General features: G+C 70.4%; 22 protein-coding genes. 10 read left to right on the top strand and 12 right to left on the bottom strand.

The window, feature by feature from the left end:
* The first annotated feature begins 169 nt into the window (after positions 1-169).
* Positions 170-577, top strand: a complete 408-nt coding sequence (locus tag VTA80_RS16195; protein WP_407342115.1) for a VOC family protein — start codon at positions 170-172, stop codon at positions 575-577.
* 158 nt (positions 578-735) lie between these two features.
* On the opposite strand, the gene VTA80_RS16190 is transcribed toward VTA80_RS16195, so the two are convergent.
* Positions 736-1026, bottom strand: a complete 291-nt coding sequence (locus VTA80_RS16190) for a hypothetical protein (protein WP_407342114.1) — start codon at positions 1024-1026, stop codon at positions 736-738.
* 171 nt (positions 1027-1197) lie between these two features.
* Here VTA80_RS16190 and VTA80_RS16185 point away from each other — a divergent pair, with 171 nt between their 5' ends.
* Positions 1198-3555, top strand: coding sequence for an arylsulfatase (locus VTA80_RS16185; RefSeq protein ID WP_407342113.1), 2358 nt, complete (start codon positions 1198-1200; stop codon positions 3553-3555).
* 106 nt (positions 3556-3661) lie between these two features.
* Here VTA80_RS16185 and VTA80_RS16180 read toward each other — a convergent pair whose 3' ends face one another.
* The 3 genes from VTA80_RS16180 to VTA80_RS16170 form a co-directional block, all read right to left on the bottom strand.
* Complete coding sequence (locus VTA80_RS16180) at positions 3662-4105, bottom strand: VOC family protein (protein WP_407342112.1); 444 nt, start codon at positions 4103-4105, stop codon at positions 3662-3664.
* Positions 4106-4160: 55 nt separating this feature from the next.
* A complete protein-coding gene (locus VTA80_RS16175) occupies positions 4161-4805 on the bottom strand; it encodes a dihydrofolate reductase family protein (protein ID WP_407345794.1) in 645 nt (214 codons plus the stop codon).
* Between the two features lie 95 nt (positions 4806-4900).
* Positions 4901-5986 (bottom strand): ParB/Srx family N-terminal domain-containing protein, encoded by a 1086-nt coding sequence (locus tag VTA80_RS16170; protein ID WP_407342111.1) that lies wholly within the window; start codon positions 5984-5986, stop codon positions 4901-4903.
* A 180-nt stretch (positions 5987-6166) separates the two neighbouring features.
* On the opposite strand from VTA80_RS16170, the gene VTA80_RS16165 reads away from it, so the two are divergent.
* Positions 6167-6619, top strand: coding sequence for a hypothetical protein (locus VTA80_RS16165; RefSeq protein WP_407342110.1), 453 nt, complete (start codon positions 6167-6169; stop codon positions 6617-6619).
* Positions 6620-6763: 144 nt separating this feature from the next.
* Here the strand turns inward: VTA80_RS16165 and VTA80_RS16160 are convergent, their stop codons facing one another.
* Genes VTA80_RS16160 through VTA80_RS16150 form a run of 3 tightly spaced genes read right to left on the bottom strand, consistent with a single transcriptional unit; the run spans position 6764 to position 9909 of the window.
* Positions 6764-7411, bottom strand: coding sequence for an SGNH/GDSL hydrolase family protein (locus VTA80_RS16160; RefSeq protein WP_407342109.1), 648 nt, complete (start codon positions 7409-7411; stop codon positions 6764-6766).
* A gap of 48 nt (positions 7412-7459) precedes the next feature.
* On the bottom strand, positions 7460-8569 hold the full coding sequence (locus VTA80_RS16155) for a hypothetical protein (protein WP_407342108.1): 1110 nt from the start codon (positions 8567-8569) through the stop codon (positions 7460-7462).
* The gene (locus VTA80_RS16150) at positions 8566-9909 is read right to left on the bottom strand and encodes an asparagine synthase-related protein (RefSeq protein ID WP_407342107.1); all 1344 of its coding nucleotides are present in this window, start codon (positions 9907-9909) and stop codon (positions 8566-8568) included. Before VTA80_RS16150 ends, VTA80_RS16155 begins: the two co-directional genes overlap by 4 nt.
* Before the next feature lie 430 nt (positions 9910-10339).
* Here VTA80_RS16150 and cysK point away from each other — a divergent pair, with 430 nt between their 5' ends.
* From cysK to VTA80_RS16135, 3 genes are all read left to right on the top strand, one after another.
* Positions 10340-11275: a cysteine synthase A gene (cysK, locus tag VTA80_RS16145; protein ID WP_407342106.1), complete on the top strand. Its 936-nt coding sequence runs from the start codon at positions 10340-10342 to the stop codon at positions 11273-11275.
* Positions 11275-11859 (top strand): serine O-acetyltransferase EpsC, encoded by a 585-nt coding sequence (gene epsC, locus VTA80_RS16140; RefSeq protein WP_407342105.1) that lies wholly within the window; start codon positions 11275-11277, stop codon positions 11857-11859. Before cysK ends, epsC begins: the two co-directional genes overlap by 1 nt.
* 67 nt (positions 11860-11926) lie before the next feature.
* Complete coding sequence (locus VTA80_RS16135) at positions 11927-13000, top strand: LLM class F420-dependent oxidoreductase (protein WP_407342104.1); 1074 nt, start codon at positions 11927-11929, stop codon at positions 12998-13000.
* Here the strand turns inward: VTA80_RS16135 and VTA80_RS16130 are convergent.
* Positions 12966-13304: an MGMT family protein gene (locus tag VTA80_RS16130; RefSeq protein ID WP_407342103.1), complete on the bottom strand. Its 339-nt coding sequence runs from the start codon at positions 13302-13304 to the stop codon at positions 12966-12968. The genes VTA80_RS16135 and VTA80_RS16130 overlap by 35 nt on opposite strands.
* 23 nt (positions 13305-13327) lie before the next feature.
* Positions 13328-14425 (bottom strand): PP2C family protein-serine/threonine phosphatase, encoded by a 1098-nt coding sequence (locus VTA80_RS16125; protein WP_407342102.1) that lies wholly within the window; start codon positions 14423-14425, stop codon positions 13328-13330.
* 101 nt (positions 14426-14526) lie between these two features.
* On the opposite strand from VTA80_RS16125, the gene VTA80_RS16120 reads away from it, so the two are divergent.
* Positions 14527-15795: a GNAT family N-acetyltransferase gene (locus tag VTA80_RS16120; RefSeq protein WP_407342101.1), complete on the top strand. Its 1269-nt coding sequence runs from the start codon at positions 14527-14529 to the stop codon at positions 15793-15795.
* A 2-nt stretch (positions 15796-15797) separates the two neighbouring features.
* On the opposite strand, the gene VTA80_RS16115 is transcribed toward VTA80_RS16120, so the two are convergent.
* Positions 15798-16247, bottom strand: a complete 450-nt coding sequence (locus VTA80_RS16115) for a ribose-5-phosphate isomerase (protein WP_407342100.1) — start codon at positions 16245-16247, stop codon at positions 15798-15800.
* Between the two features lie 126 nt (positions 16248-16373).
* Between VTA80_RS16115 and VTA80_RS16110 the strand changes: the two genes are divergently transcribed.
* Complete coding sequence (locus VTA80_RS16110; RefSeq protein WP_407342099.1) at positions 16374-18368, top strand: M13 family metallopeptidase; 1995 nt, start codon at positions 16374-16376, stop codon at positions 18366-18368.
* Between the two features lie 34 nt (positions 18369-18402).
* On the opposite strand, the gene VTA80_RS16105 is transcribed toward VTA80_RS16110, so the two are convergent.
* Both VTA80_RS16105 and VTA80_RS16100 read right to left on the bottom strand, forming a co-directional pair.
* The gene (locus VTA80_RS16105; protein ID WP_407342098.1) at positions 18403-18921 is read right to left on the bottom strand and encodes a hypothetical protein; all 519 of its coding nucleotides are present in this window, start codon (positions 18919-18921) and stop codon (positions 18403-18405) included.
* A 138-nt stretch (positions 18922-19059) separates the two neighbouring features.
* A complete protein-coding gene (locus tag VTA80_RS16100; protein WP_407342097.1) occupies positions 19060-19677 on the bottom strand; it encodes a DsbA family protein in 618 nt (205 codons plus the stop codon).
* Positions 19678-19783: 106 nt separating this feature from the next.
* Here VTA80_RS16100 and pepN point away from each other — a divergent pair, with 106 nt between their 5' ends.
* Positions 19784-22372 (top strand): aminopeptidase N, encoded by a 2589-nt coding sequence (pepN, locus tag VTA80_RS16095; protein WP_407342096.1) that lies wholly within the window; start codon positions 19784-19786, stop codon positions 22370-22372.
* Positions 22373-22912: 540 nt separating this feature from the next.
* A complete protein-coding gene (locus VTA80_RS16090; RefSeq protein WP_407342095.1) occupies positions 22913-24307 on the top strand; it encodes a DUF222 domain-containing protein in 1395 nt (464 codons plus the stop codon).
* The last annotated feature ends 32 nt before the right edge of the window (positions 24308-24339 follow it).

Raw genomic sequence — 24339 nt, 5'->3', positions numbered from 1 at the left:
AGAACTGCGAGGCCTGGCGCCAGGCGGCGCTCGCACCGTCGTGGCACAGGGAAGAACAGCAGTCGCTTCGGCCGCCTCCGCGACGTGCATCCCTTTCGGTTTCGCTGCCGTCTGGCGCGGGCCTGCCGGACAGGCCGGCGGCAGGGCCGGGCATGTGAGACTGGGGCGCGTGGACAGCGTCAGAGCGATCTCCTTCGTCACCCTCGGAACGCGTGATCTGCCGAGATTACGGTCGTTCTACCGCTCGTGGGGCTGGACCGAGCGCGACGGCGGTGACGACGGGTTCGCGCAGTTCGACGCCGGCGGCGTCCGGCTCGCTCTTTACCCGCTGGGCCTGCTGCGCGATGAGGCCGCACCCGACAGCGAACTACCCCCGGAAGGTGCCTGGAACGGCGTCACGCTCGCGATCAACGTCGCCGACCGCGAGGCGGTCGACAGCAGTACGGCCGCTGCGGTTGCGGCCGGCGCTCGGGTGGTCGGCGCGGCCGTGGACCGCGAGTGGGGCGGCTACTCGGGCTACGTCGCCGACCCGGAGGGCTTCCGCTGGGAGATCGCCTGGTTGCCCGGCTACGTGTAGCCCGGAAATGGCCGACGCCGGCACGACGAACCGGTCGACCGCCGCTGAATACCATGTCCGAGCGGACAATCCCCGATGGACGTGAAGGGCATCGATTTCGTCCTACCTGGACGATCCGAGCAGCCCGCCCGAGCGCGACCCTACGAGCATGCTCATTGTCAGTCGACTTCGTCGAGGATGGACGCGATGTAGACCGTCCGGTTGGCGGCGGGCTGGATGAGCACCGCGGGATCATCACAGTGCCGCGGGACGGCGATCACGGTGCGGGTCGACCCGTAGCCGGCGCCACTAAGGGCGAACGGCTCGGTGGAGGCTGTGACCGTGGTGCCGCACACGAGCGTGGCCACGACGGCGGCGATCGGGTTGACACCGGTTCCACGCGGGGGCGGAATCACCCGGAGGCGCCACGGGATCCCGTGGTCCGGCAGCGTAGTTCGCTGCTCGATCACCCCGGAAGGATGAGGTTCCGCGCCGAGGGGGGTCGAAGCATGGAGTTGGATTCCCGCGCGAGGGCGGAATGACTGAGGCAGGTCCAGGGTCGTTCGCAGGTGCGGGCGATGCTCAAGCCGACCCTCGACGCGCAGCGCGACTTGAGGACGCCTCACGAGCGGGAGAGTGACATGACGAAGGAATTTCAGGGCAAGGTCAACGTTGACATCCGGGATTCCGTGTCGGACTGGTCCCCGTTCGAACCCCCACGCGCCCCGGACGGAGCGCCGAGCGTCGTCTACATCGTCCTGGACGACGTCGGCTACTCGGCGATGAGTTGTTACGGCGGTCCGATCGAGACGCCGAACATCGACAAGGTCGCGGGCGCCGGAGTGCGCTACCAGCAGTGGCACACGACCGCCCTGTGCTCTCCGACCCGCTCGTGCCTGCTCACAGGGCGAAATCACACCCGCAACTCGATGGCGTGCATCACCGAGGCCGCGATCGGCTTCCCCAACGCGAGCGGCACGATCCCGCCGGAGAACGGCACGCTCGCCGAGATCCTCGGCGAACGGGGCTGGAACACCTACATGGTCGGCAAGTGGCACCTGTGCCCGGACGACGAGATGAACCTCGCGTCCACGCGGCGCAACTGGCCCAGCGGGCGCGGGTTCGAGCGCTGGTACGGATTCCTCGGGGCTGAGACCAACCAGTGGTACCCCGACCTGGTCTATGACAACCACACGGTCGATCAGCCGCGGGGGCCGGAGGAGGGTTACCACCTCACCGAGGACCTCACCGACAAGGCGATCCAGTTCGTCCGGGACGCCAAGGCGATCGCACCGGAGAAGCCCTTCTTCCTCTACTACGCCCCGGGCGCCGCACACGCGCCGCACCACGCCCCGAAGGAGTGGATCGAGAGATACCGCGGTCGCTTCGACGCCGGCTACGAGGCCATGCGCGAGCAGACGCTCGCCCGGCAGAAGCAGATGGGCATCGTCCCGCCCGACACCGAACTGCCGTCGATCAACCCGATCGGCACGGCACAGACCCGCACGGGACCCGACGGCCTGCCGTTCCCCCTGATGGACACGACCCGACCCTGGGCGACCCTGTCTGGCGAGGAGAAGGCACTGTTCGCGCGGATGGCCGAGGTGTACGCGGGGTTCCTCTCGCACGCCGACCACGAGATCGGGCGGCTGCTCGGATTCCTCGAGGACAACGACTGGCGAGAGAACACCCTCGTGGTCGTGGTCTCCGACAACGGCGCCTCGGGCGAAGGCGGACCGAACGGCTCGGTGAACGAGATGAAGATGATGAACGGCCTGCCCGACCACATCGAGGACAACCTCCCGCTGCTCGCCGAGCTCGGCGGTCCGAGGACGTACAACCACTATCCGAACGGCTGGGCGATGGCCTTCAACACGCCGTTCAAGATGTGGAAGCGGTACGAGTTCAACGGCGGCACGAGCGACCCGTGCATCATGTCCTGGCCCGCGGGGATCGCAGCCCAAGGCGAGCTGCGCGACCAGTACCACCACGCGATCGACATCGTGCCCACGATCCTGGACGTGCTCGGGGTGCAACCACCGGAGGTGCTCAAGGGCCACGTCCAGAGCGATCTCGACGGCGTGAGCATGCGGTACAGCTTCGACGACGCGACGGCGCCGACGGCGCGCGCGACGCAGTTCTTCTCGATGCTCGGCTCCCGGGGGATCTGGCACGACGGGTGGAAGGCGGTCACGAACCACCCGACGATCAGCGGCTGGAGCCACTTCAACGACGACGAATGGGAGCTGTACCACACCGACGTCGACCGGTCCGAGCTGCACAACCTCGCCGCGCAGTACCCCGACAAGGTCCGCGAGCTGGTCAACCTCTGGTTCGCGGAAGCGGGCGCGAACGGCGCCTTCCCGCTGGACGACCGCTCCGCGCTGGAGATCTTGCTGACCCCGCGTCCGGTCCTCTCACCACCACGCAGCCGGTACGTCTACTTTCCGGACGCCGCCGACGTCCCGGAGTCCCAGGCGGTCAACATCCGCAACCGGTCGTACATCATCGGGGCGCTGGTCGACCTCCCCGCGCCAGGCGCCCAGGGCGTGCTCCTCGCGCACGGCTCATCGTTTGGGGGTCACGCGCTGTACGTGAAGAACAACCGCCTCCACTACGTCTACAACTTCGTCGGGATGCAAGCACAGACGGTCGTGGCCACCCAGGACCTTCCGGTGGGCGAGAACATCGTCCTGTCGGCGACCTTCGACAAGGACCACGAGGACCCACCCGGCGTCGCGAACGGACGTCTCAGCCTCTGGCACGGCGACATCAAGGTCGGCGAGGGACACATCCGGACCCAGCCCGGAAAGTTCATGATCGCCGGGGAGGGCCTTTGTGTCGGGCGCGACAGCGGGGACGGAGTCACTCGCGACTACCCGGGCGAGTTGCCCTGGAGGTTCACGGGCGGCACGATCTCGCGGGTCGCCGTCGACGTGAGCGGCGAGTACTACGTCGACCTCGAACGCGAGGCCGTGGCAATGATGATGCGCGAGTAGCCCGGGATGATGCCCAGGCCTCGCGTGGCCGGTTTCACCAGGTCAGTGCGGCGACCCGGCCCCAGGCGAGGTCGCCCGCGGGCTGGGAGCTGTGACCACTCGGTCGTCAGCCGATCCGTTCGGCCAAGGACACGATGATCCCTTCCGGACCGCGTACGTAGGCCATGCGCCACGAGTGCTCGTACTGGCCGATGTCGCCGACCAGCCCGTAGCCGTCAGCGTCCAGCGTGTCGACGACCGCCTGGAGATCGTCGACCTCGAAGGCCACGTTGCGCAGCCCGACCTCATTGGCCATCGCGGCGGGCGACCCGGGCGTGTGGTCCGGCCGAACGAAGCTCGAGAGCTCCAGCAGGGTTCCCCCGTCGGGTGGGCGCAGCATGACTATCTCGGTACGGGAGTCGGGGATGCCGATGACCGTGTCCAGGAACTCCCCCTCGATGAACATCCGCGCGCCCTCGACCTCCAGACCCAGGCCGACGAAGAACGCCGTCACCACGTCGAGGTCAGCAACGGTGATGCCGACATGGTCGAAGCGCCGTATGTGCGCCATGGATACAACCTCCGATCGTCAGTTTGTCGATCCACACGCGTCCTGCGCGGCGGGCTCAGTCGCCGTGCCCGACGCCGCGATCAGGTGCGCTCATGTCCCCCGTCCGGGGCGTGCCGTCGGTGAGCCCGTACCGCAGGCACACCGTGCCCTTCGGACCCGCGACCGGCGGTTCGATGAGAGTGAGGTTCGTGGGCACCGCGCCGCCGTCGAACACCTTCTTCCCGACGCCAAGGACCACCGGGTGCACCCACAGGTCGAGGCGGTCGAAGAGCTTCTCTCGAAGCAGCGTCTGGACCAGGTTCAGGCTCCCGACGACCGTGACGTGCTCGTGGCGGTCACGGACCTCACGCACGGCACCGGCCAGGTCAGGCCTGAGCTGCCGTGACCCGGCCCACGAGAGGTCCGGCCGCCCGCGGGAGGCGACGTACTTGGGGACACGGTTGAAGAGCGCGGCGAACGCGTTGTCCTCGCCACCCTCCTGCTGCGGCCAGTAGGCGGCGAAGATGTCGTAGGTCCGTCGGCCGAGCAGGAGGGCGTCCGTCCCCTCGTAGGCGGCGCCGATCTGGGCCCCGGTGACCTCGTCCAGCAGCGGGGCCTGCCAGCCGCCGAACGGGAAGCCCACCGGGTCCTCGTCGGGGCCGCCGGGCGCTTGCCCGACCAGATCGAGGGTGGCGAACAGTTCGATGTGGATCAGGCCCACGGCGTACTCCTTGCCTGTCGTCTCGGTCGTGAGGTTTGTCCTGCCGGCACCGGGAGGACCCATCGCCGCGGCCGTCCGCAGCGCCTTCAGCGACCCTAGCTCGGGAGGGTGAGCTTGTACGCCAGGGCGTAGGCGATCTTGCCGGGCTTCGCGTCGGTGTAGGGCTTGGAAAGTTTGGCGAACTCCCCGGCATTCTCGGCTGCGCCGTTGTTCCACAGGGTCAGGGCACCGAGCTGGGTCGCGGTCCACCCGCTGTCGATCACGGTGTTGCCAGGCAGGGCAGTCTGAGCGGTGGAGACCTCCTTGACCGCGTCGAGGTAGCTCGCGGCGTCATTCTGGTCCCAACCGGTCAGGTCGACCGGCTGGGCGACGCGGATCCACGTGCCCCAGGAGAACTCCTGGAACGGGATGGAACCGGGCGCGTAGCCGATGTCACGGGCGAAGTACAGCAGGCTGCGGTACTTGTCGTTCTCGAAATTGGCGAGCCCGACGCCGGTGGGCAGGTCCGTGGCCTTGACCCGGTTGCCGTCGACGTCACGCAGCCAGACCCACTTGTTGGCTTCCATCTGGGCCCAGAAGTCCTTGGTCCTGAGCTCGCTGAGATTGCCCAGCACCCGCAGGCGCACGTGCAGGTTCGGGCCGCCGTCGGCGGTCTCGAAGAACGACGTCAGCGTGTGGTGACCGTCAGTCAGATAGAGCTCGCCACGGGGACCGATCACGACGGTCTTCATCAACGCGATGCTCGCGGGCGTCTCCGCGCCGATCGGCAGCGTGCAGGCGAAGGTGGTCGGGTCGTTGAGCTTCGCGCCGACCGACACCGTGGCTGCCTGGACCTGGCCGTTGGCCTCGCACCAGTCGTCGAACTTCTTGTTGATCGAGTCCTTGCCCAGCGTGTACCGCCCGAGCTTGTAGTAGACCTCGTCGTAGCCGAGCGAGGGTTGAGTGGCGTGCACGTCACCGATGCGCACATCGACCAGGTCGCCGGCCCGGGCGCACAGGTATCCACCATTCAACGACCGGTGGTGCTCGCGCTCACAGGCGGGGGTGCGGTGGCCTCGTTCGGCCTCGGCGTGGTTCGTCGAGGCCATGGCGGGGGCGGCCGACAGGGCGGCGGCGCCGACGAGGAGGGCGACGGCGAGCCCCCTCAGGCCGGCGACGCTATGCGTGGGATGGAAAGACATCGTGAGATGTGCTCCTTTGCGAGGGTGAGCGCGGAGGTGGCCGCCCGCAACGATCGCTTCCTCACGTGGCCGGGGTCGGTCCCGCGGCCAAGGAACAGGCAAACACTGAGTCAACATCCAGCCAACCCGACCGGCCACGCGGTGCCGTGATGCCCGGTCCACGGCAATAGGGTGAGGATCGTGCCGATCAGCCAGATGACCACAGCCGCCGTCCGCGAACTTGGGGTCATCGGTACTGCGCACGGTCGTACGCCGGACCCCTCGCCGGAAGTCGATCCTCGGGCGGAAGACGACCCGTTGGACGAGCCCCGGGACGAAGCGGTCGTCGTGTTCAGGGGCATGCCGAGCATCGAGGTCCACCTGTTCGCCGATGGCCAGGACACGATCACCGTCGAGCAGTGGGTCGATTTCGAGACTCCCCGTTCCGAGACGCTCCCACTCGTCGACGCACTCCTGGCCGGCAACGCCCGCATCGGCGGGCCGGGCGGGCGCTTCGGGCTCCTCCAGAGCTGGTTGCAGCCGTTCTACGGCCTGCAGCTCGTCGTGCCTGTCGCCGGCCGCGAGCCCTACCGGCAGCGCGTCCCCTACGGCCCGCTCAAGCTCTGGCTCTCGACTCTTCAGACCACCACCTGAAGGACCAGGACCTGACCGACCGCGCCCGGATCGAGGGAGATTCTGGGCCCCGAAAACCAGGTCAAAGGTCGCGGCGAGTTTCGGCTGTCGCGTGCACGGAACGGATTCTGACCTGACTGATTTCGCCGTCCGTTCTTGATGACTTCATTCACCGACGTCGGCAATCGCACGGGACAGCTCGTGGCCCAGGATCTCGGCTCCCGCACGGTTGGGGTGCAGCCCGTCGCGGGACATCCCGACCGCGTACCGATCCCCCGACCGAAGGCCGGCCATCGGGTCGACGAACGTCCACCCCCGACCGTCGGCGAACGCCTCCAGCTCGCGGTTGAACTCCGTGATCGCCTCTGGCGTCGAGTCCCGGGGAGGGAGCGCCGCGACGATGACCCGTGCGACCCCGACCTTGCGCGTGATCTCGACGAGGTTGCGCGAGATCACCTCGAACGAGCACCCGTGCGCCAGGTCGTTCGTGCCGGCAAGCACGACGAGCACATCGGCGCTCGCCGGGCGAGCGTTGACCGCCATGTCGGAGGTCTGCGCTCCCCCGCGCGCCCAGCCACCGACGAACTCGACCCCCGTCAGGTAGTGCACCCAGGACAGGTCCCCCACGTCCCGACCGGGGAAGTTGTCGCTGTTCGCGTTCGTGAGGGAGTCCCCGACAGCCACGAACGTGACGGGTGACGGGCCGGAACCGGGATGGATCGCCGGAGCGCTCCCGGTCAGGCAGACGAGCCCGACGACGACCGCGGCGAACGCACCGATCCCGCGTCGCGCCAGCGGTCCCGACATACCCATCGATGCACCCCCCTGGTGCCGGGCCGCCGAGCTCGACGCGCCACACACTCACTGTCCTCCGCGGCGACCGGCGGCGTGGTCCCACAGCGCCTCGATGTCGACGGCGCGCGCCTCGGGCGCGAGGTCGTCGAGGCGGTGCAGCACCCCGAGCACGACGGCCGTCGCGAACGCGGACGGCTCCTTCTTCTGCCCGAACGAGTAGCCCTCGAAGCCGCGATAGGTCGAGCGCGGCACGACCCGACCGGCGTCGTCCAGGTTGGCGGTGACGAGGCACGCGAGGAGCTCGGCGAGGGCGACCCGGTCGACCTGCCGGGCGTCCTGGCCCCGCCACAGCGCGGGGAACCGGCCGAGGGTGTCGAGCAGCTCGAGCGCGCGGTACCAGGTCGGCGGCCACTTGACCGTCCGGAACGCGAGGCCGTGCCCGAACTGGTAGGGCTTGTGCTCCGCTCGGTGCTGCCAGGCCGCCAGCGCCACCCGGGCGCTGGCGAGCAGGTCCGCAGGCCGGTCCTGCTCCGGAAGGCGCCCCCAGGTCCGCAGCGCCTCGAGCGTGACCTGCGGGCAGAAATCGTGCACCCGTCCCGGACCACGGAACTCGTTCACCGAACCCGGCAGGCACGGCCAGGCCGGCCCCTGCGCAGTGTCGGCGAGGTCGGCGGCCATCCGGGCGAGACCCCGGCGCACCCGCGGATCGTCGCCGTGGCCGAACCGGACCAGCACCTCGATCACGGCATGGGTGTCGCACAGCAGGACACCCCACGCGGGTCCCTCGCTGCTGCCGGTGGGGAAGTAGGACAGGAACCGGCCGGAGTCGTCCTGGTGGCGCAGCATCTGCTCGCACGCGGCGTCGACGCGATGGAAGTCGCCCGCTCGAACCCCCATGTCGGCGAGCAGGTGCAGCAGGTTGGGCAGGAACTTCGGGCTCTCGTGCCCTGAGATGCGCTCGCCGGCCTCCCAGTCGACGATCCGATCCACCAGGCCGCTCGTGGCCGGGTCGAGCAGCAGGTCGCTGTGCGCCGCGACCACCTCGGGGTCGTCCTCGTACCGGTCGAGAACGCCGGTGAGCACGGCCCACCGCGCCCCAGGCTCAGGCGAATCGAGGATCCAACCGCGCGGGTCCTGCGTGCAGAAGAGGCGCCACGGCCAGGCAGGCAGCGTCACGGGTCGACCGGGCTCTCCGGAACTGTTGTCGCGGCGACCTGCTCGGCGGCTTTGAGGTTGAGCTCCAAACCGAGCAGTCGGGTGAGGGCGGCGTCGCTGGCCTGCTCGGCGGCGATGCCGGGGATGTAGGACTCGACGTCGACCCAGTCGATGATCCCGCGCGCAGCCAGGTCCGTGAGGTTCTCTACGGCGAGCTCGCGAGCCCCGCCGGAGCACCGCAGACCGGCTCGGATCGCCGCGTTCGCGCCTGGCTCGTGCGACGTGCCCGCCAAGAGGGTCAGGCTCCGACGGGCCGACTCGTGCTCGACGCGCCATCGAAGGTTTCGCGCCGAGCGGGCGAGGCGAGACTCCAGCACCGCGCCGCCGTCGTGCGCCGTCGTGGGGAGCGCGAACAGACGCGGGAAGGCGGCCTTCTGAATCTCCTCGTAGAGGCGCTGCCCCAGCCGGTGCCGCACCGGGATCCGGAGCATGACGTCCAACCACGGCCCAGCCAGGAAAGGGGTGCAGGTCGGATAGTCCCGCAGCACCCGGGTGCTCACATAGTGCCGTTGACGAATCCCGTACATGAGCTGGTAATAGCACGCCAGATCGTCGGTCGAGCAAAATGGCTCGGCCTGGATGGACGTCCCGGGATCGAACTGCGCGGAGTACAGGCGGTCACGGCCGACGGCCAGATGCTTCGCCAGGAAGTCCGCGACGGACGTGCCCCAGTCCCAGGCCTCGCAGCCCGGGCGGAAGAGCTTGCCGCTGACGATGTCACCGCACAACCCGTCCCAGAACACGTTCTGGGGCCCCAGCCGTTCGTGCAGGAGGTAGCTGACGTACCGCTGGCCGAACGGGAACGGCAGCGGGAGCCGGCGGGCGAGGATCGAATCGACGAGACCCTGCGTCGTCCACTCGACCCCGGCCGTCTGGAGCGTCTCATGCCGGACGCCGGCGGCCTTGGCCACGCATGCCGCGTCGTCGAAGTCCTGCTCACCCGGCATTCCGAACGTCACCGCGATGATCTGGGAGGTGTCGAAGATCTCGAGCAACGCGCCGAGGATCGTGCGCGAGTCCAGGCCCCCGCTGAGGAAGACCACCTGGTCGCCGCCGATCGTGGCGGTCCCCTCTACGCACTGCGCGACGGCGGCCCGCAGTGCCCGGGTGCCCTCGCGCACCAAGGCCCGTTCGCTCATGCCGGCCAGGTCGCCACGCGGGTTGCGCGACCACTCGCTGAGCACCGCCAGGGGATCGGGGTCATCGACGTCCGGGTTGAACCCGAATGCGAGGTACTGCTCGACACCGGTGCGATCGAATACGAAGGGGGCTGGCCGATCGACGTTTGTTTGAGTGCTCATCCATTACTCCCCCGCCGGTGTACTTGTATCGGCCGTGCACACCCTTTCGATCATTCTCACCACCGCACCAGGGTCCAAAGTCACCGAAGAGCGGGTGAAAGCCGTGGTGGACGGCGTTGCAGGTCGACGGCCCACGCGCTACCGTCTGCACCGACCGCACCACAGCTCACGGAAGGACCCGCGATGACCCTGCACCTGCGCAGCGCCCGTGCGGCCTTCGGCTGTCCGGTCGCGTCCTGTCGCTGTCTGTAGAGCGCTGGCCTGCTGTGTCCCGGGGATCCCTTCTCCGGGCACCCCCTGACGGCCGCCAGCGCTCGCTAAACGCGACCCCCCGGCACTTCCCGGCGAGACGACGGAACAACCGCGGCCTCGCGCCGGTTCCCCAAGCACCCGAGCCGCTCCACCACGCGGCCTGTCCCGAAGAGGATTCATGGCAAAGATCTACGACGACGTGACCAAGCTCATCGGCAACACCCCGCTCGTGCGGCTGAACAAGATCACCGAGGGACTCGACGCGACCGTCGTCGCCAAGCTCGAGTTCTACAACCCGGCCAGCTCCGTCAAGGACCGGCTCGGGGTCGCGATCGTGGATGCGGCCGAGAAGTCCGGCGAGCTCAAGCCCGGCGGCACGATCGTCGAGGCGACCAGCGGCAACACCGGGATCGCCCTGGCGATGGTCGGCGCCGCGCGCGGCTACGACGTCGTGCTGACCATGCCCGAGACGATGTCCAAGGAACGCCGCGCCCTGCTGCGCGCGTTCGGCGCCGAGCTCATCCTCACCCCGGGCTCCGGCGGCATGAAGGGCGCCGTGGACAAGGCCAACGAGATCGCCGCGGAGCGTCCGGGCTCGATCCTCGCGCGCCAGTTCGCCAACGAGGCCAACCCCGACATCCACCGTCGCACGACGGCCGTGGAGATCTGGGACGACACCGACGGCGAGGTCGACATCGTGGTGGCCGGCATCGGTACCGGCGGGACGATCACCGGCATCGGCCAGGTCCTCAAGGCCCGCAAGCCCGGCGTGCAGATCGTCGGCGTCGAGCCCGCGGAGTCGCCGATCCTGAACGGCGGAGCACCCGGACCGCACAAGATCCAGGGCATCGGCGCGAACTTCGTCCCGGAGATCCTCGACCGCACGATCTACGACGAGATCATCGACGTCGACGCGGAGACCTCCGTGGCCGTCGCCCGCGACACCGCCAAGCGCGAGGGCCTGCTCGTCGGCCTCTCGTCCGGCGCGGCGATCCACGCCGCCCTGCTGCTCGCGAAGCGTCCCGAGAACGCCGGCAAGCTGATCGTGGTCATCGTCCCGTCGTTCGGGGAGCGCTACCTGACCTCCGTGCTGTACGCGGACCTGATGGACTGATGCCGAACCTCCGGTACGCCCTGACAGTGCTGCGCGAGGACCTCGACGCGGCCCGCCGGGGCGACCCGGCGGCCCGGTCGAGCCTCGAGGTGGCGCTCGGCTACCCCGGCGTGCACGCGGTCTGGGTGTACCGGTTCGCGCACCGGATGTGGCGCGAGCCGTCCCTGCGACTGCTCGCCCGCCTGCTCTCGCAGGCGGCGCGCGCGGCGACCGGGGTCGAGATCCACCCCGCGGCGAGCCTCGGCCGCCGGCTGTTCATCGACCACGGGATGGGCGTCGTCATCGGGGAGACCGCGGTGGTCGGCGACGACGTCGTCCTGTTCCACGGGGCGACGCTCGGCGGGCGAGCCATGCACCACGGCAAGCGGCACCCGACCGTCGGCAACAACGTCGTCGTCGGCGCCGGCGCGAAGATCCTCGGCCCGGTGTGGATCGGCGACGGGGCCCAGATCGGGGCCAACGCCGTCGTGATCACGGACATCCCCGCCGGTGCGATCGCCGTCGGGGTCCCGGCCAAGATCCGCTCGCGTGCCGATTCGCCCGTGCTCGAGGCCTTCGTCGACGACCCCGCGATCTACATCTAGTTCCAGCCCACCGCTCGCCGGGGTGAGGCAGGATGGCTCATCTTGACGTCGAGACAGGGGACTGACGATGCGGCTCGGATACTTCAGCGGCTACTGGTCTGCCGGTCCCCCGCCCGGCGCGCTCGAGGCGGTCCTCGAGGCCGAGCGAGTCGGCTTCGACTCGGTCTGGACCGCGGAGTCGTACGGCTCGGACGCGCTGACGCCGCTGGCCTGGTGGGGTGGGCACACCTCGACCGTCCGGCTCGGCACAGCGATCGCGCAGATGTCCGCCCGCACCCCGACCGCCGCAGCGATGGCCGCACTCACGCTCGATCACCTCTCCGGCGGCCGCTTCACCCTGGGCCTCGGGGCCTCGGGCCCCCAGGTGGTCGAGGGCTGGTACGGCCAGCCCTACCCGCGTCCGCTCGCCCGGACCCGGGAGTACGTCGCGATCGTCCGCGAGGTGCTCGCGCGCGAGGCACCGGTGACGTACGACGGCGACTTCTACACGCTGCCCCTGCGCGGGGGCTCCGGTCTCGGCAAGCCCCTGCGGTCCACCGTGCACCCGCTGCGCGCCGACCTGCCGATCCACCTTGCCGCGGAAGGACCCAAGAACGTCGCACTCGCCGCCGAGATCGCCGACGGCTGGTTGCCGTTGTTCTACTCGCCCCGCATGGACGCGACCTACCGCCAGCTGCTCGCGGACGGCTTCGCGCGCCGCGGGAGCGTCGCCGGGGTCCGCCCGCCGCGTCCGGTCGAGGACTTCGAGGTCAGCGCGATCGTCCCCGTCGTCGTGGACGACGACGTCGAGCGGGCGGCGGACCACGTGCGCCCGTTCATCGCGCTGTACGCGGGCGGGATGGGCGCCAAGGGCGTGAACTTCCACCGCGATGTCCTGGTGCGCCTCGGCTACGAGGAGGTGTGCGACGAGATCCAGGCGCACTTCCTGGCCGGTCGCCGGGCCGAGGCGACGGCGGCGGTCCCGCTCGAGCTGGTCGAGGACGTGGCCCTGGTGGGGCCGTCCGCCAAGATCCGGCGTGAGCTGGTCGCCTGGGAGAGCACCGCGGTGACGACGATCATGGTCCAGGGGAACGCCAGGTCGCTCGCCGTCGTGGCGGACGCGCTCGCTAGTCCGAGTCGGGCCACCACAGCGCTGCGGTGAGGTCGACGCGCAGCCCCGCCGCCACCAGCGGGGTGTGCTCGCGCTGCAGCTCGGTCAGGGCCCGCGACAGGTTCGAGGCGGGCGGGCTCCCGGCGGCGTTGACCACGCGCCACCACGGGACGCCGCCGCCGGCCCGGGCGAGGACCTGGCCGACCTGACGCGGTCCGCCGCGTCGCCGACCGCCGTCGGCCACGAGCTGGTCGCCGACGAACTCGGCGATGGTCCCGTAGGTCATCACGCGCCCGGGCGGGATGCGCTGGGCAAGGTCCAGCACGGCCTCGAGGTAGTCATCGTCCACGCGCATCGGTCCAGTCCCCGTCGATCGTTCTAGTCACGGTAGATCAGCACGAGCGCCCGGTCGTCGGCATCGCCCGCCCGCACCTCCGCCAGCACCGCCTCGGCGCCACCGCGCCGCGTCGCGACGACGAGCTCGGCCACGCCCATCAACCGGTCGATCCCGAGCTCGAGGTCCGAGCCCGGTACCTCCACCATCCCATCGGTGTAGAGCATCAGCGCGTCTCCCGGGAGCATCGTCGCGGTGTGCGTCCGGAAGGTCGGCTTCTCCACGACCCCGAGCACCGGTCCCCCGATCGTGTCCACCACCTCGAACAGCCCCGACCCGGCATGCAGGTGGACCGCGGGCGGGTGCCCGGCGGTCGAGACCCAGTACTGGCCGGTGTCCAGGCGCACGGCGAAGTGCACCGCCGTCGCGAAGCCCTCGTCCCAGTCCTGGCGCAGGAGGTACTCGTTCGCCGCGGGGAGGAAGTCCTCGCGCGGCATCGCGCCCAGCAGCCCGCCGAACGCGCCCGAGAGCAGCAGCGACCGGACCCCGGCAGCCTGGCCCTTGCCGGAGACGTCGACGAGGACGATCTCGAGCAGGCCACCGCCCTCCGCCCGTGCGGCCACCACGAAGTCGCCCGAGAACGCCTCCGCGAACGCCGAGCGCAGCGCGCGGTCCACCCGCCAGCCGCCCGGCAGTCGCGGGATCCGGCCGTGCGCCTCGAGACGGTCGCGCAGGTCGACGAGCATGTGGCTCCCGGCGGCGCCCGACAGGCCGACCTTCTCCCGGCTCCGGACGAACCCGAGCACCGCCACGAGCGCCACCGCCTGAACGAGCAGCACCCCCGGGCTGAGCTCGGCCCGACCGCTCACCAGGAGGAAGCTGATCTCGATCGCCACCGCGGCGCAGACGATCGCCGTGCCCACGAGCCGCAGCAGGAACGCCGCGGTGAGCAGGAGGAGCAGCATCACGCTCGGGGGCACCCAGTCGCGCGCCCCGACGAGACCGACGCCCGCTGCGCCGACGAGCAGCACGAGGGCGATCGTCACCACGACCTGCAGCGAGAGCCCCCACCGGCGCAGCCGGACGGCGATGCGCCGGGCGATGTCTGGTCGGCGCGGGGGGCCGAACCTGCGGGTTGTCACCTCGCGAGAGTACCGACCGCGCGGGCACCCCCGGCGCGCACCGACGTCAGCGCACAGATAATGCGTCGCGGGCACGGGCCCGACGCACCACGATGGGGTCCATGTCCCTTGCATCGCACGGCTACCGCACCGTCCAGATCCCCGAGTCGCGCCGCGACGAGGTGCTCGCCGTCGACCGGATCGCGTTCGCGTTCACCGCCGACCCCGAGGTCGACGACCTCGTCCCGATCACGCTGGACTGGGACCGGACGATGGCGATCGAGACCGCGGACGGGCTGCTCGCCGGGGTGCACGCGTCGTACCCGTTCACGCTCCCGGTGCCGGGAGGGAGCACGCCGTGCTCGGGCCTGACCTGGGTGGGGGTGCGGCCCGACCACCGACGGCGCGGGCTGCTCTCGTCCATGATCGCGACCCACTTCGACCGCTCGATCGCGCGCGGCGAGCCCGTCTCGGCGCTGTTCGCCGCGGAGGCGGGCATCTACGGCCGGTTCGGCTACGGCGGCGCGGCCGACGATGTGCGCCTGACCGTCCAGCGCGGGGCGGCGCTGCGGGACGTGCCCGGCTCCGCGGCGCTCGACCTGCGCCTCGAGGCGGCCGACGACGCCCTGCACAGCGACCTGATCCACGCCGTGCACGCCGCCGCGGGCGCGGGCCGGCCCGGGTGGATCGAGCGCACGAGCACGCTGCTGCGCGCCCGGCACCTGGCGGATCCACGCCCCTGGCGCGAGGGCGCCGAAGCCCTGCAGATCGCCGTCGTGCGTGACGCCGGGGCCGTGCGCGGCTACGCGCTCTTCCGGCGCAAGGGCGCCTGGTCATCCACCGGTCCCGCCGGCACGGTGCACGTGGCGGAGCTTGCGGCGCTCGACCCCGCGGCGACCCATCGGCTCTGGACGTTCCTGCTCGACCTCGACCTCATGTCCACGGTCGAGACGCCGATGCTCGCGGCCGACGACGCCCTGCTCAGCCTCCTGGTCGACCGGCGCGGCGCCGGGCCACGGGTCGTCGACAACCTCTGGGTCCGCCTGCTCGACGTGCCGGTCGCGCTCGCCGCGCGCCGCTACTGCGCCCCGGTCGACGTCGTGCTCGAGGTGACCGACGCGCATCTGCCCGCGAACGCCGCGCGCTGGCGAGTGCGCACGGGCGCGCCCCACGTCGACGGGCCGGGCTACCCGGCCACGGTCGACGCCACGCAGGACACCGCCGACCTCACCCTTGACGTGCGCGAGCTGGGCGCGGCGTACCTCGGCGGTCGCTCGCTCGCCGCCCTGGCGAGCGCCGGGCTCGTCGTCGAGCACCGGGCCGGAGCGCTGCTGAGCGCCTCGAGCGCGTTCGGCTGGCCGGTCGCGCCGTTGTGCAGCTGGATCTTCTGAGCTCAGCGACCCGACTCGTACGCGCCCACCTGGTCGATCCGGCGCTGGTGGCGTGCGTCGCCGCTGAACGGTTCGGCGATGAACGCGTCGACGAGCGCGGCAGCCTCGGCGGGCGAGTGCTGCCGGGCACCGATCGACACGACGTTCGCGTCGTTGTGCGCGCGGGCGAGGCGAGCGGTGTCGTCATTCCAGGCCAGCGCGGCGCGCACCCCGACGACCTTGTTCGCGGCGATCTGCTCACCGTTGCCCGAACCGCCGATGACGACGGCGAGGCTGCCCGGGTCGGCCACCACGGCCTCGCCGGCCGCGATGCAGAACGACGGGTAGTCATCGAGCGCGTCGAACACGGGCGCGCCGTGGTCGACGACCTCGTGCCCCGCGGATCGCAGGTGCTCGGCGAGAAGTGCCTTGAGTTCGAACCCGGCGTGGTCGGCTGCCATGTGAATACGCATGATGCCATCCTGCCGCACCCCGCACGCCGCACCTCGCACCCTTGTGGGCGGGCCTGCGTAGGGTGGTAAGGCGGCGACGCCCAGGCGTCGCACCCACGACCCGGATCAGAGAAGAGACTCAACCCCATGGCCCGAAGCGGCATCGACCTCACCGCCCTCGACCCCGCGATCCGCCCGCAGGACGACCTCTATGCGCACGTCAACGGGAAGTGGATCGCACAGCACGTGATCCCTGCGGACCGCGCGATGGACGGTGCTTTCCGCGCACTGCACGACCAGGCCGAGGAGCAGGTCCGCGACATCATCACCGACGCCGCCGCCGGTGCCGCGACCAGCGCTGCGAGCGGTGCGACGGCCGGGGTCCAGGCGCAGATCGGCGCGCTGTACTCGAGCTTCATGGACGCCGACACGGTCGAGCGGTTGGGCACGACCCCGGTGCGGACCGACCTTGCGCTCCTGGAGCAGGCGAGCTCGCTCGACGAGCTGACCGTCGCGCTCGGCACCCTGCAGCGCACCGGTGCCGCCGGGGCCGTCGGCTTCTGGGTCGACAACGACGCGAAGGATCCCGACCGCTACGTCGTGTACCTGTGCCAGTCGGGGCTCGGGCTGCCCGACGAGTCGTACTACCGCGACGCGCAGTACGCGGGGGTCCTGGCTGCGTACCGGCCCCACATCGCGCGCATGCTCACCCTGGGAGGAGCAGCCACCGACGCCGCGGCCGATGATGCCGCCGGCCGGGTCATCGCGCTCGAGACCGCCCTGGCCGCCGTGCACTGGGACGTCGTCAAGGACCGCGACGCGGACCTGACCTACAACCCGTCCACGCTCGCCGCGCTCGCCGAGGCCGCGCCGGGCTTCGACTGGCACGCCTGGGCGCTCGCGCTGGGCGCCCCCGCGGGGTCGCTCGAGAACGTCGTCGTGCGCGAGCCGTCCTTCGCGCAAGGGTTCGCCGCGCTGTGGCAGCAGGCCTCGCTCGAGGACTGGAAGGTCTGGGCCGCCTATCACGCGATCAGCGCGCGGGCCCCGTACCTGTCGAGCGCGCTCGTCGAGGCCAACTTCGACTTCTACGGCCGCACGCTCACCGGTGCCCAGGAGCTGCGGGACCGGTGGAAGCGCGGCGTCGGCCTGGTGCAGGGCGTCCTCGGCGAGGCGGTCGGCGAGGTGTACGTCCAGCGGCACTTCCCGCCCACGCACAAGGACCGCATGGCCCGCCTCGTGGACAACCTCGTCGAGGCCTACCGCGAGTCCATCACCGTGCTCGACTGGATGGGCGAGAGCACCAAGGTCAAGGCCCTGGCCAAGCTCGACGCGTTCACGCCGAAGATCGGCTACCCGGTCAAGTGGCGCGACTACTCGGCCCTGGTGCTCACCACCGACGATCTGGTCGGGAACGTCCGGCGCGCGTCCGCGTTCGAGCAGGACCGCGAGCTCAACAAGATCGGCAAGCCGCTCGACCGCGACGAGTGGTTCATGACGCCGCAGACCGTGAACGCGTACTACAACCCCGGCATGAACGAGATCGTCTTTCCCGCGGCGATCCTGCAGCCACCATTCTTCGACGCCGACGCCGACGACGCCGTCAACTATGGCGGGATCGGTGCCGTCATCGGCCACGAGATCGGCCACGGGTTCGACGACCAGGGCTCGAAGTACGACGGGTCCGGTCGGCTCGAGGACTGGTGGACCGCGGAGGACAGGGCCGAGTTCGAGGTCCGGACGAAGGCCCTGATCGAGCAGTACAACGCCTTCTCCCCCGTCCAGCTCGGGGGGTCGCATCACGTCAACGGCGCCCTGACGATCGGCGAGAACATCGGCGACCTCGGCGGCCTGTCCATCGCGATCAGGGCGTACCGGATCGCGCTCGGCGCCCCGCTCGACCAGGCCCCTGTGATCGACGGGTTCACGGGCCTGCAGCGCGTACTGCTGGGCTGGGCGCAGGCGTGGCAGTCCAAGGGACGCGACGAGGAGGTCGTCCGACGCCTCGCGACGGATCCGCACTCGCCGAACGAGTTCCGCTGCAACGGGGTGGTGTCCAACGTGGACGAGTTCTACGTCGCCTACGACGTCGCTCCCGGCGACAACCTCTACCTCGACCCGGCCGAGCGGGTGCGGATCTGGTGAGCCGATAGCAGCGACGGGGAGGCCGGCTGCCGGGTCAGAACAGCTCGGAGCCGGCCTTCGCCAGCTTGAAGCCCTCGGAGGTCTTGTCGTTCTTGCAGGTCACGCCGGTCGATGAGCTCGTGCACGTGTAGTCGCCGACCGTCTTGGACTGGCCGTACTCGAGCACGGGGGTACCCTTGGCGGCCGCGCCGGGCGCCGCGCCCTCGACGCACGGCGTCGCGGCACCGTCCTTGTCGACGGTGAGCACGAGACCGATGACACCCGAGCACGTCGCGTCCACCGGCGGGGTCGCGGAGCTGTTGGCGATGGTGCACTTCGCACCCGCCTCCGAGAGCTCGCACGCGATGTTGCCGCTGGGCAGCGCAAAGATCACGGCGTCAGGGCTCGTGCTGGCCGGCGACGGGGAGGCATCGGTCGCACGCGGCGAGGCGCTCGTCGTCCCCGACGGGGCCGTTGCGGCGGCGGACCCGCCCAGGCCCCCGGACAGCTGCAGGGCGAGCACGACGATGAAAGCCAGCACCAGCACGCCGTCGGCCACCACGAATGCGGTCATCCTCGGACCGAGGTTGCCGAGAAAGCCACGCCCCTCGCTGGGTGCCGGCGACTGATCCATCGGTGCGTGCTCCTCGTGTCCGAACGGCGAATGCTCCGGGTGACAGCATCACACGCCGCCGCACGGGCCCCGGCATCGTCACTCGAAAGTTGGCCCCGCGGTGCGCGTCCGCTTGAGCTCGTAGAAGCCCGGCACGGAGGTCAGCAGGGCCAGACCGTCCCACAGGCGGCCGGCGACCTCGCCGCGCGGTGCGGGCGTGATCACCGGGCCGAAGAAGCCGACACCGTCGATCGCCACGACCGGGGTGCCGACGTCCTCGCCGACCAGACCGATGCCGGCGGCGTGCGAGGCGCGCAGCGGTGCGTCGAACTCGACCGAGTCGGCATAGGTCGCCAGCTCGGCCGGCAACCCGACCTCGGCGAGCGACTCGGCGATGATCGCGGCGGTGTCCGAGCGACCGCCCGGGTGCCGGCGCGTACCCATCGCGTCGTAGAGCGGCTTGATGTACTTCTCGCCGTGCAGCTCCGCAGCCGCGACGATCACCCGCACCGGACCCCAGGCCTGATCGAGGAACGTGCGGTACTCCTGCGGCAGGTCACGGCCGTCGTTGAGCACCGCCAGGCTCATCACGTGCCAGCGGACGTCGACGTCGCGCACGAGGGCAACCTCGTCCATCCAGCGTGAGGTCAGCCAGGCCCACGGGCACGCCGGATCGAACCAGAAGTCGACCACGGGGGTCGGGATGGGCTGGGCCACGAGAGGTGCTCCCTTGATGGACGCGATAAGTGCGTGCAATCGGACCAACCAGCACCGGCGTGGGATGATTCCGCCGAACCCAATCACCCACGAGGGAGCCGCTGCTGTGCCCGCCGAGAACCTGACCCGCGATGAGGCTCAGGAGCGCGCTGCGCTGCTGTCCGTGACGTCCTACCGGGTCGCGCTGGATGTCACCACCGGACCGACGACGTTCCGGTCGAGCACCGTGATCCGGTTCGACGCCGTCGCCGGCGCGGCCACGTTCGTCGACCTGATCGCCCCGGCCGTCCGTGAGATCACGCTCAACGGGACCGCGCTCGACCCCGCCGCGGTGTACGCCGACTCCCGCATCCAGCTCACGGGCCTCGCGACCCACAACGAGCTCCGCGTCGTGGCCGACTGCGCGTACACGAACACGGGCGAAGGCCTGCACCGGTTCGTCGACCCGGTCGACGACGAGGTCTACCTGTACTCGCAGTTCGAGGTCGCCGACTCCCGTCGCGTGTTCGCGGTGTTCGAGCAGCCCGACCTCAAGGCCGTCTTCACGTTCGTCCTCACGGCCCCGTCGGCGTGGACGGTCATCTCCAACTCCCCCACGCCCGTCCCGGTCCCCGCGCCCGGCTCGACGGACGCCGCGCCCACCTCGGTGTGGACCTTCGACCCCACCCCGGTGCTGTCGAGCTACGTCACCGCGATCGTGGCCGGTCCGTACCTCGGCGGCACGGGCACGCTCACGAGCTCGGACGGCCGCACCATCCCGCTCGGGGTCTACTGCCGGGCCTCGCTGGTCGAGCACCTCGACACTGAGAACATCCTCGACGTCACGCGCCGCGGGTTCGGGTTCTACGAGAAGAGCTTCGGTCGGGCCTACCCGTTCGCCAAGTACGACCAGATCTTCGTCCCGGAGTTCAACGCCGGCGCGATGGAGAACGCCGGCGCGGTGACGTTCCGCGAGTCCTACGTGTTCCGCTCGAAGGTGCCGGACGCGACCGTCGAGCGTCGCGCGATCACGATCCTGCACGAGCTCGCCCACATGTGGTTCGGCGACCTCGTCACGATGCGCTGGTGGAACGACCTGTGGCTGAACGAGTCGTTCGCCGAGTACGCCTCCGCGCTCGCCGCGGCCGAGGCCACCCAGTGGACCGGCGCCTGGACCACGTTCTCCTCGATGGAGAAGTCCTGGGCCTACCGCCAGGACCAGCTGCCCTCGACGCACCCGATCGTCGCCGAGATCCGCGACCTGGCCGACGTCGAGGTCAACTTCGACGGGATCACGTACGCCAAGGGCGCGAGCGTGCTCCGCCAGCTCGTCGCGTGGGTGGGCCAGGAGCAGTTCTTCGCCGGCGTGCAGTCGTACTTCGCCAAGCACGCGTTCGGCAACACCACGCTGCGCGACCTGCTCGTCGAGCTCGAGGCGGCGAGCGGGCGCGACCTGTCCGACTGGTCCGGCCTCTGGCTCGAGCAGGCGGGCGTGACGCTGCTGCGTCCGGAGATCGAGTGCGACGCCAACGGCGTCATCACGTCGTTCGCCGTGCTCCAGGAGGTTCCGGCCGCGCACCCCGTGCAGCGCCCGCACCGCCTCGCGATCGGTGGCTACGACGTGGTGGACGACGACGGCTCGGCTCGGCTCGAGCGGACCGTGCGCGTCGAGCTCGACGTGGACGGACCGCGCACCGAGGTGCCAGAGCTCGTCGGGCTGCACCGGCCCGCCCTGCTCCTGGTGAACGACGACGACTTCGCGTACGCCAAAGTCCGCCTCGACGCGCAGTCGCTCGCCACCGCGACCGCGCACCTCGGGTCGTTCCCCGCCGACCTCCCTCGCACCCTGGTGTGGGCGGCGGCCTGGGACATGACGCGCGACGGCGAGTGGGCCGGCCGGGACTTCATCGACCTCGTTCTGGGCAACCTTGCCGCCGAGACGCACTCGTCCGTCGTGCTCGTGCTGCTGCGCCAGCTCTCCACGACGCTCGACATGTTCGTCGCGGAGGAGTTCCGCGAGGACGCCTCCCGCCGGGCGGCAGACCTGCTCTGGGAGCTCACCCAGGACGCACCCGCCGGCAGCGACACGCAGCTCCAGCTCGTCAAGGCGTTCGTGGCACGCGCGGTCTCGACCGGCCAGTTCGACCTCATCGCCGAGCTGCTCGCGGGCGGGCGGGCGCTCGTCGGCCTCACCATCGACACCGACCTGCGCTGGGAGCTGCTCACCGCGCTCGTCGCGGGCGGCCGCGCCGGGTCCGCCGAGATCGACGCGATGCTCGTGACCGACGCGACCGCGAGCGGTGAGCGTGAGGCCGCCGGCGCCCGGGCCGCGATCCCCACGCCCGAGGCGAAGGCCGCGGCGTGGCACTCCATGGTCGAGCTCGACACCCTGCCGAACGCGCTGCTCGAGACGTCGATCGGCGGCTTCGTCGACGTGCACGATCGCGAGCTGCTGGTGCCCTACCTCGAGAAGTACTTCGCCTCGATCGAGGACGTCTGGGCGACCCGGGGGAACGACATGCGCCAGGACATCGCGCAGTCCCTCTACCCGATCGAGCTCGCCGCCCACCCCGGCGTCGATCTGCTCGGTCGGACCGATGCCTTCCTCGCCCAGCTCTCAGACCGGCACCCCGGCCTGCGCCGGATGGTCGTCGAGAACCGCGACACGGTGCGCCGGGCGCTGGCGGCCCAGGCGACAGACCGCGCCCGGGGGTAGCGCTCGGGCCCGGGCTCCCCGAGCAGCGGATCACTGAGTGCCGCAGCGAGGTGGGCCCGGCGCGCTGACCCCCATGGGGACTGACGATCGCGGTCTTGTTGGTCGCGCTCGTCGGCGTCGTCGTCGTCAACCAGCCGTAGGCGCGAAGGGACGCAACGCGCCGACCGTTCGACGGCCTTGGCGCGACTGAAGCCACCCCCCTTCTCGTCGCATATCTACCGCGCGGAATCATGGTCAATGAGCCGCCCCCAGCCGGCCCCCACGAATGCCTTTCCACAGATTTCGGTGCGCTGTTCTTTGTCCACACCCCTGCCCGACGACGCAGCGGGGAATGTCAGTGCCCCCGGTTAGTGTGGATTGCATCGGAAATGGTGAGTTTCACCGGTTCTGAGGCAGCAGGGGTATTCCTGACACGTAGCGATGTGGGGGTGTGAGATGACCTTTGAAGCGGACGAGCGCGCGTCTTCGCGGCCGCCTGCACCCGCCCCGCCGGCTACCCAGCCGCCCACGCCCACACCGCCAGTCCCGCAGCAGCCACCCGTGCCCGCCCCTCCGGCCACCACACCCACGCCTGCGTCACGGGTGTCGTTGGCGGATCGGGTGGCGGTGATCGAGGCGCAGGTCGACGCACTGGCTGCCCTGGCGCCGCGGGACCTGGACGGGGCGGGGGCGTTGGAGTTGTTCGACAGGGTGTTTGAGCTGTCGGACCGGTTGCAGGCCATCGCCATCCGCGCACTACCCGTGGTGGAGTCCGACGTGCCGTGGAACGTCAACGGCGCGCGCACGTTCCCGACCTGGCTGGCCCGGCGTGCGCACCTGACCTACGCCCGGGCCAAGCGGATGACGCGCCTGGCTCACGCCCTGCGTGATGAGTTGCCGTTGACCGCCGCGGCGGTGGTCAACGGGGGTGAGGGTCGGGTCAGTGTGGAGCAGGCCGAGATCCTGACCACTGCCGCGGCGACCAGCGAGGTGCGCCGGGCGGTGTTGGCCGACCCCGACGCCCCGGTGGGGGAACGGTTCCTGCTGGACCAGGCCGCGCAGGTCAGCGCCGACACCCTGCGCATGCTCGCCCGCCGGTGGGCCGCGGCCGCGGACCCGGAGGCGGACGAGCGGGGATACAAAGACGCCACCGAGCGGGAGTTCTTCGACGTGTCGGCGACCACGGGTGGGTGCCACCTGTCCGGGTTCCTGACCACTGAGCACGGCCAAGGTCTCCTAGTCGCGTTGCAGGCCGTGCAAGGCGTCCCGGCGGCCGGGGATGACCGCACCGCGTCGCAACGTCGCGCGGGTGCCCTGTCGGACCTGGCCCGGCTCACGTTGGACCAGGGCCTGACCGGCAAAGGCTCCTCAGTACGACCGCACATCAGCGTGCTGGTGGACTACCCGACCCTGATCGCCATGACCACCCGCGCCGGGGTGACCCACCTGCTCGACCCGTCCCTGCACCCCACCGACTGCGACCGGGTGGACCCGGCCCTGCTGATCGGCTCCCCACCCGTCGGCGGGCTGCTCAACCCCGCACCGCTGGTGCCGGAGGTGCTTCGCCCGGCGGTGTTCGAGGACGGGCAGCCGGTCTCACGTCCGGTGCTGGACAAATTGATGTGTGATGCGGAGATCAGCCGGTTCATGTTCAGCCCGGACTCACAGCTCATCAATATCGGCCGATCCAAACGCACCTTCACCGGCCAATTACGTCGCGCGATCATCGCCCGCGACAAACACTGCCAATACCCCGGTTGCACCGCGCCGCCACGTATGTGTGAATGCCACCACTCCATCCAATGGTTCCGTGACCACGGTGACACCGATGCCACCACCGGGGTGTTGTTGTGCTGGCACCACCACGACCACACCCACGACCACGACATCGAGATCACCTGGACACCTCACGGCTGGCAATTCACCGACCGCCACGGCGTCGTCATCCGCCGCTGAACCGACGCCATGTGGACCTGACGCCACGTGGA

Source organism: Pengzhenrongella phosphoraccumulans, from assembly GCF_045689905.1.
Taxonomy (GTDB): Bacteria; Actinomycetota; Actinomycetes; order Actinomycetales; family Cellulomonadaceae; genus Pengzhenrongella; species Pengzhenrongella phosphoraccumulans.
The sequence above is the reverse complement of the archived record's forward strand: the minus strand, read 5'-3'. Positions and strand labels throughout refer to the sequence as shown.

Coding starts and splice junctions, on each gene's coding strand:
- VTA80_RS16160 (WP_407342109.1), bottom strand. CDS start 7,411: ATGGGTATGTCGGGACCGCTGGCGCGACGCGGGATCGGTGCGTTCGCC.
- VTA80_RS16130 (WP_407342103.1), bottom strand. CDS start 13,304: ATGCGCGTGGACGATGACTACCTCGAGGCCGTGCTGGACCTTGCCCAG.
- VTA80_RS16105 (WP_407342098.1), bottom strand. CDS start 18,921: ATGACCGCATTCGTGGTGGCCGACGGCGTGCTGGTGCTGGCTTTCATC.
- VTA80_RS16170 (WP_407342111.1), bottom strand. CDS start 5,986: ATGTCTTTCCATCCCACGCATAGCGTCGCCGGCCTGAGGGGGCTCGCC.
- VTA80_RS16115 (WP_407342100.1), bottom strand. CDS start 16,247: ATGCGTATTCACATGGCAGCCGACCACGCCGGGTTCGAACTCAAGGCA.
- VTA80_RS16150 (WP_407342107.1), bottom strand. CDS start 9,909: ATGAGCACTCAAACAAACGTCGATCGGCCAGCCCCCTTCGTATTCGAT.
- VTA80_RS16135 (WP_407342104.1), top strand. CDS start 11,927: ATGCGGCTCGGATACTTCAGCGGCTACTGGTCTGCCGGTCCCCCGCCC.
- VTA80_RS16120 (WP_407342101.1), top strand. CDS start 14,527: ATGTCCCTTGCATCGCACGGCTACCGCACCGTCCAGATCCCCGAGTCG.
- cysK (WP_407342106.1), top strand. CDS start 10,340: ATGGCAAAGATCTACGACGACGTGACCAAGCTCATCGGCAACACCCCG.
- epsC (WP_407342105.1), top strand. CDS start 11,275: ATGCCGAACCTCCGGTACGCCCTGACAGTGCTGCGCGAGGACCTCGAC.
- VTA80_RS16110 (WP_407342099.1), top strand. CDS start 16,374: ATGGCCCGAAGCGGCATCGACCTCACCGCCCTCGACCCCGCGATCCGC.
- VTA80_RS16185 (WP_407342113.1), top strand. CDS start 1,198: ATGACGAAGGAATTTCAGGGCAAGGTCAACGTTGACATCCGGGATTCC.
- VTA80_RS16180 (WP_407342112.1), bottom strand. CDS start 4,105: ATGGCGCACATACGGCGCTTCGACCATGTCGGCATCACCGTTGCTGAC.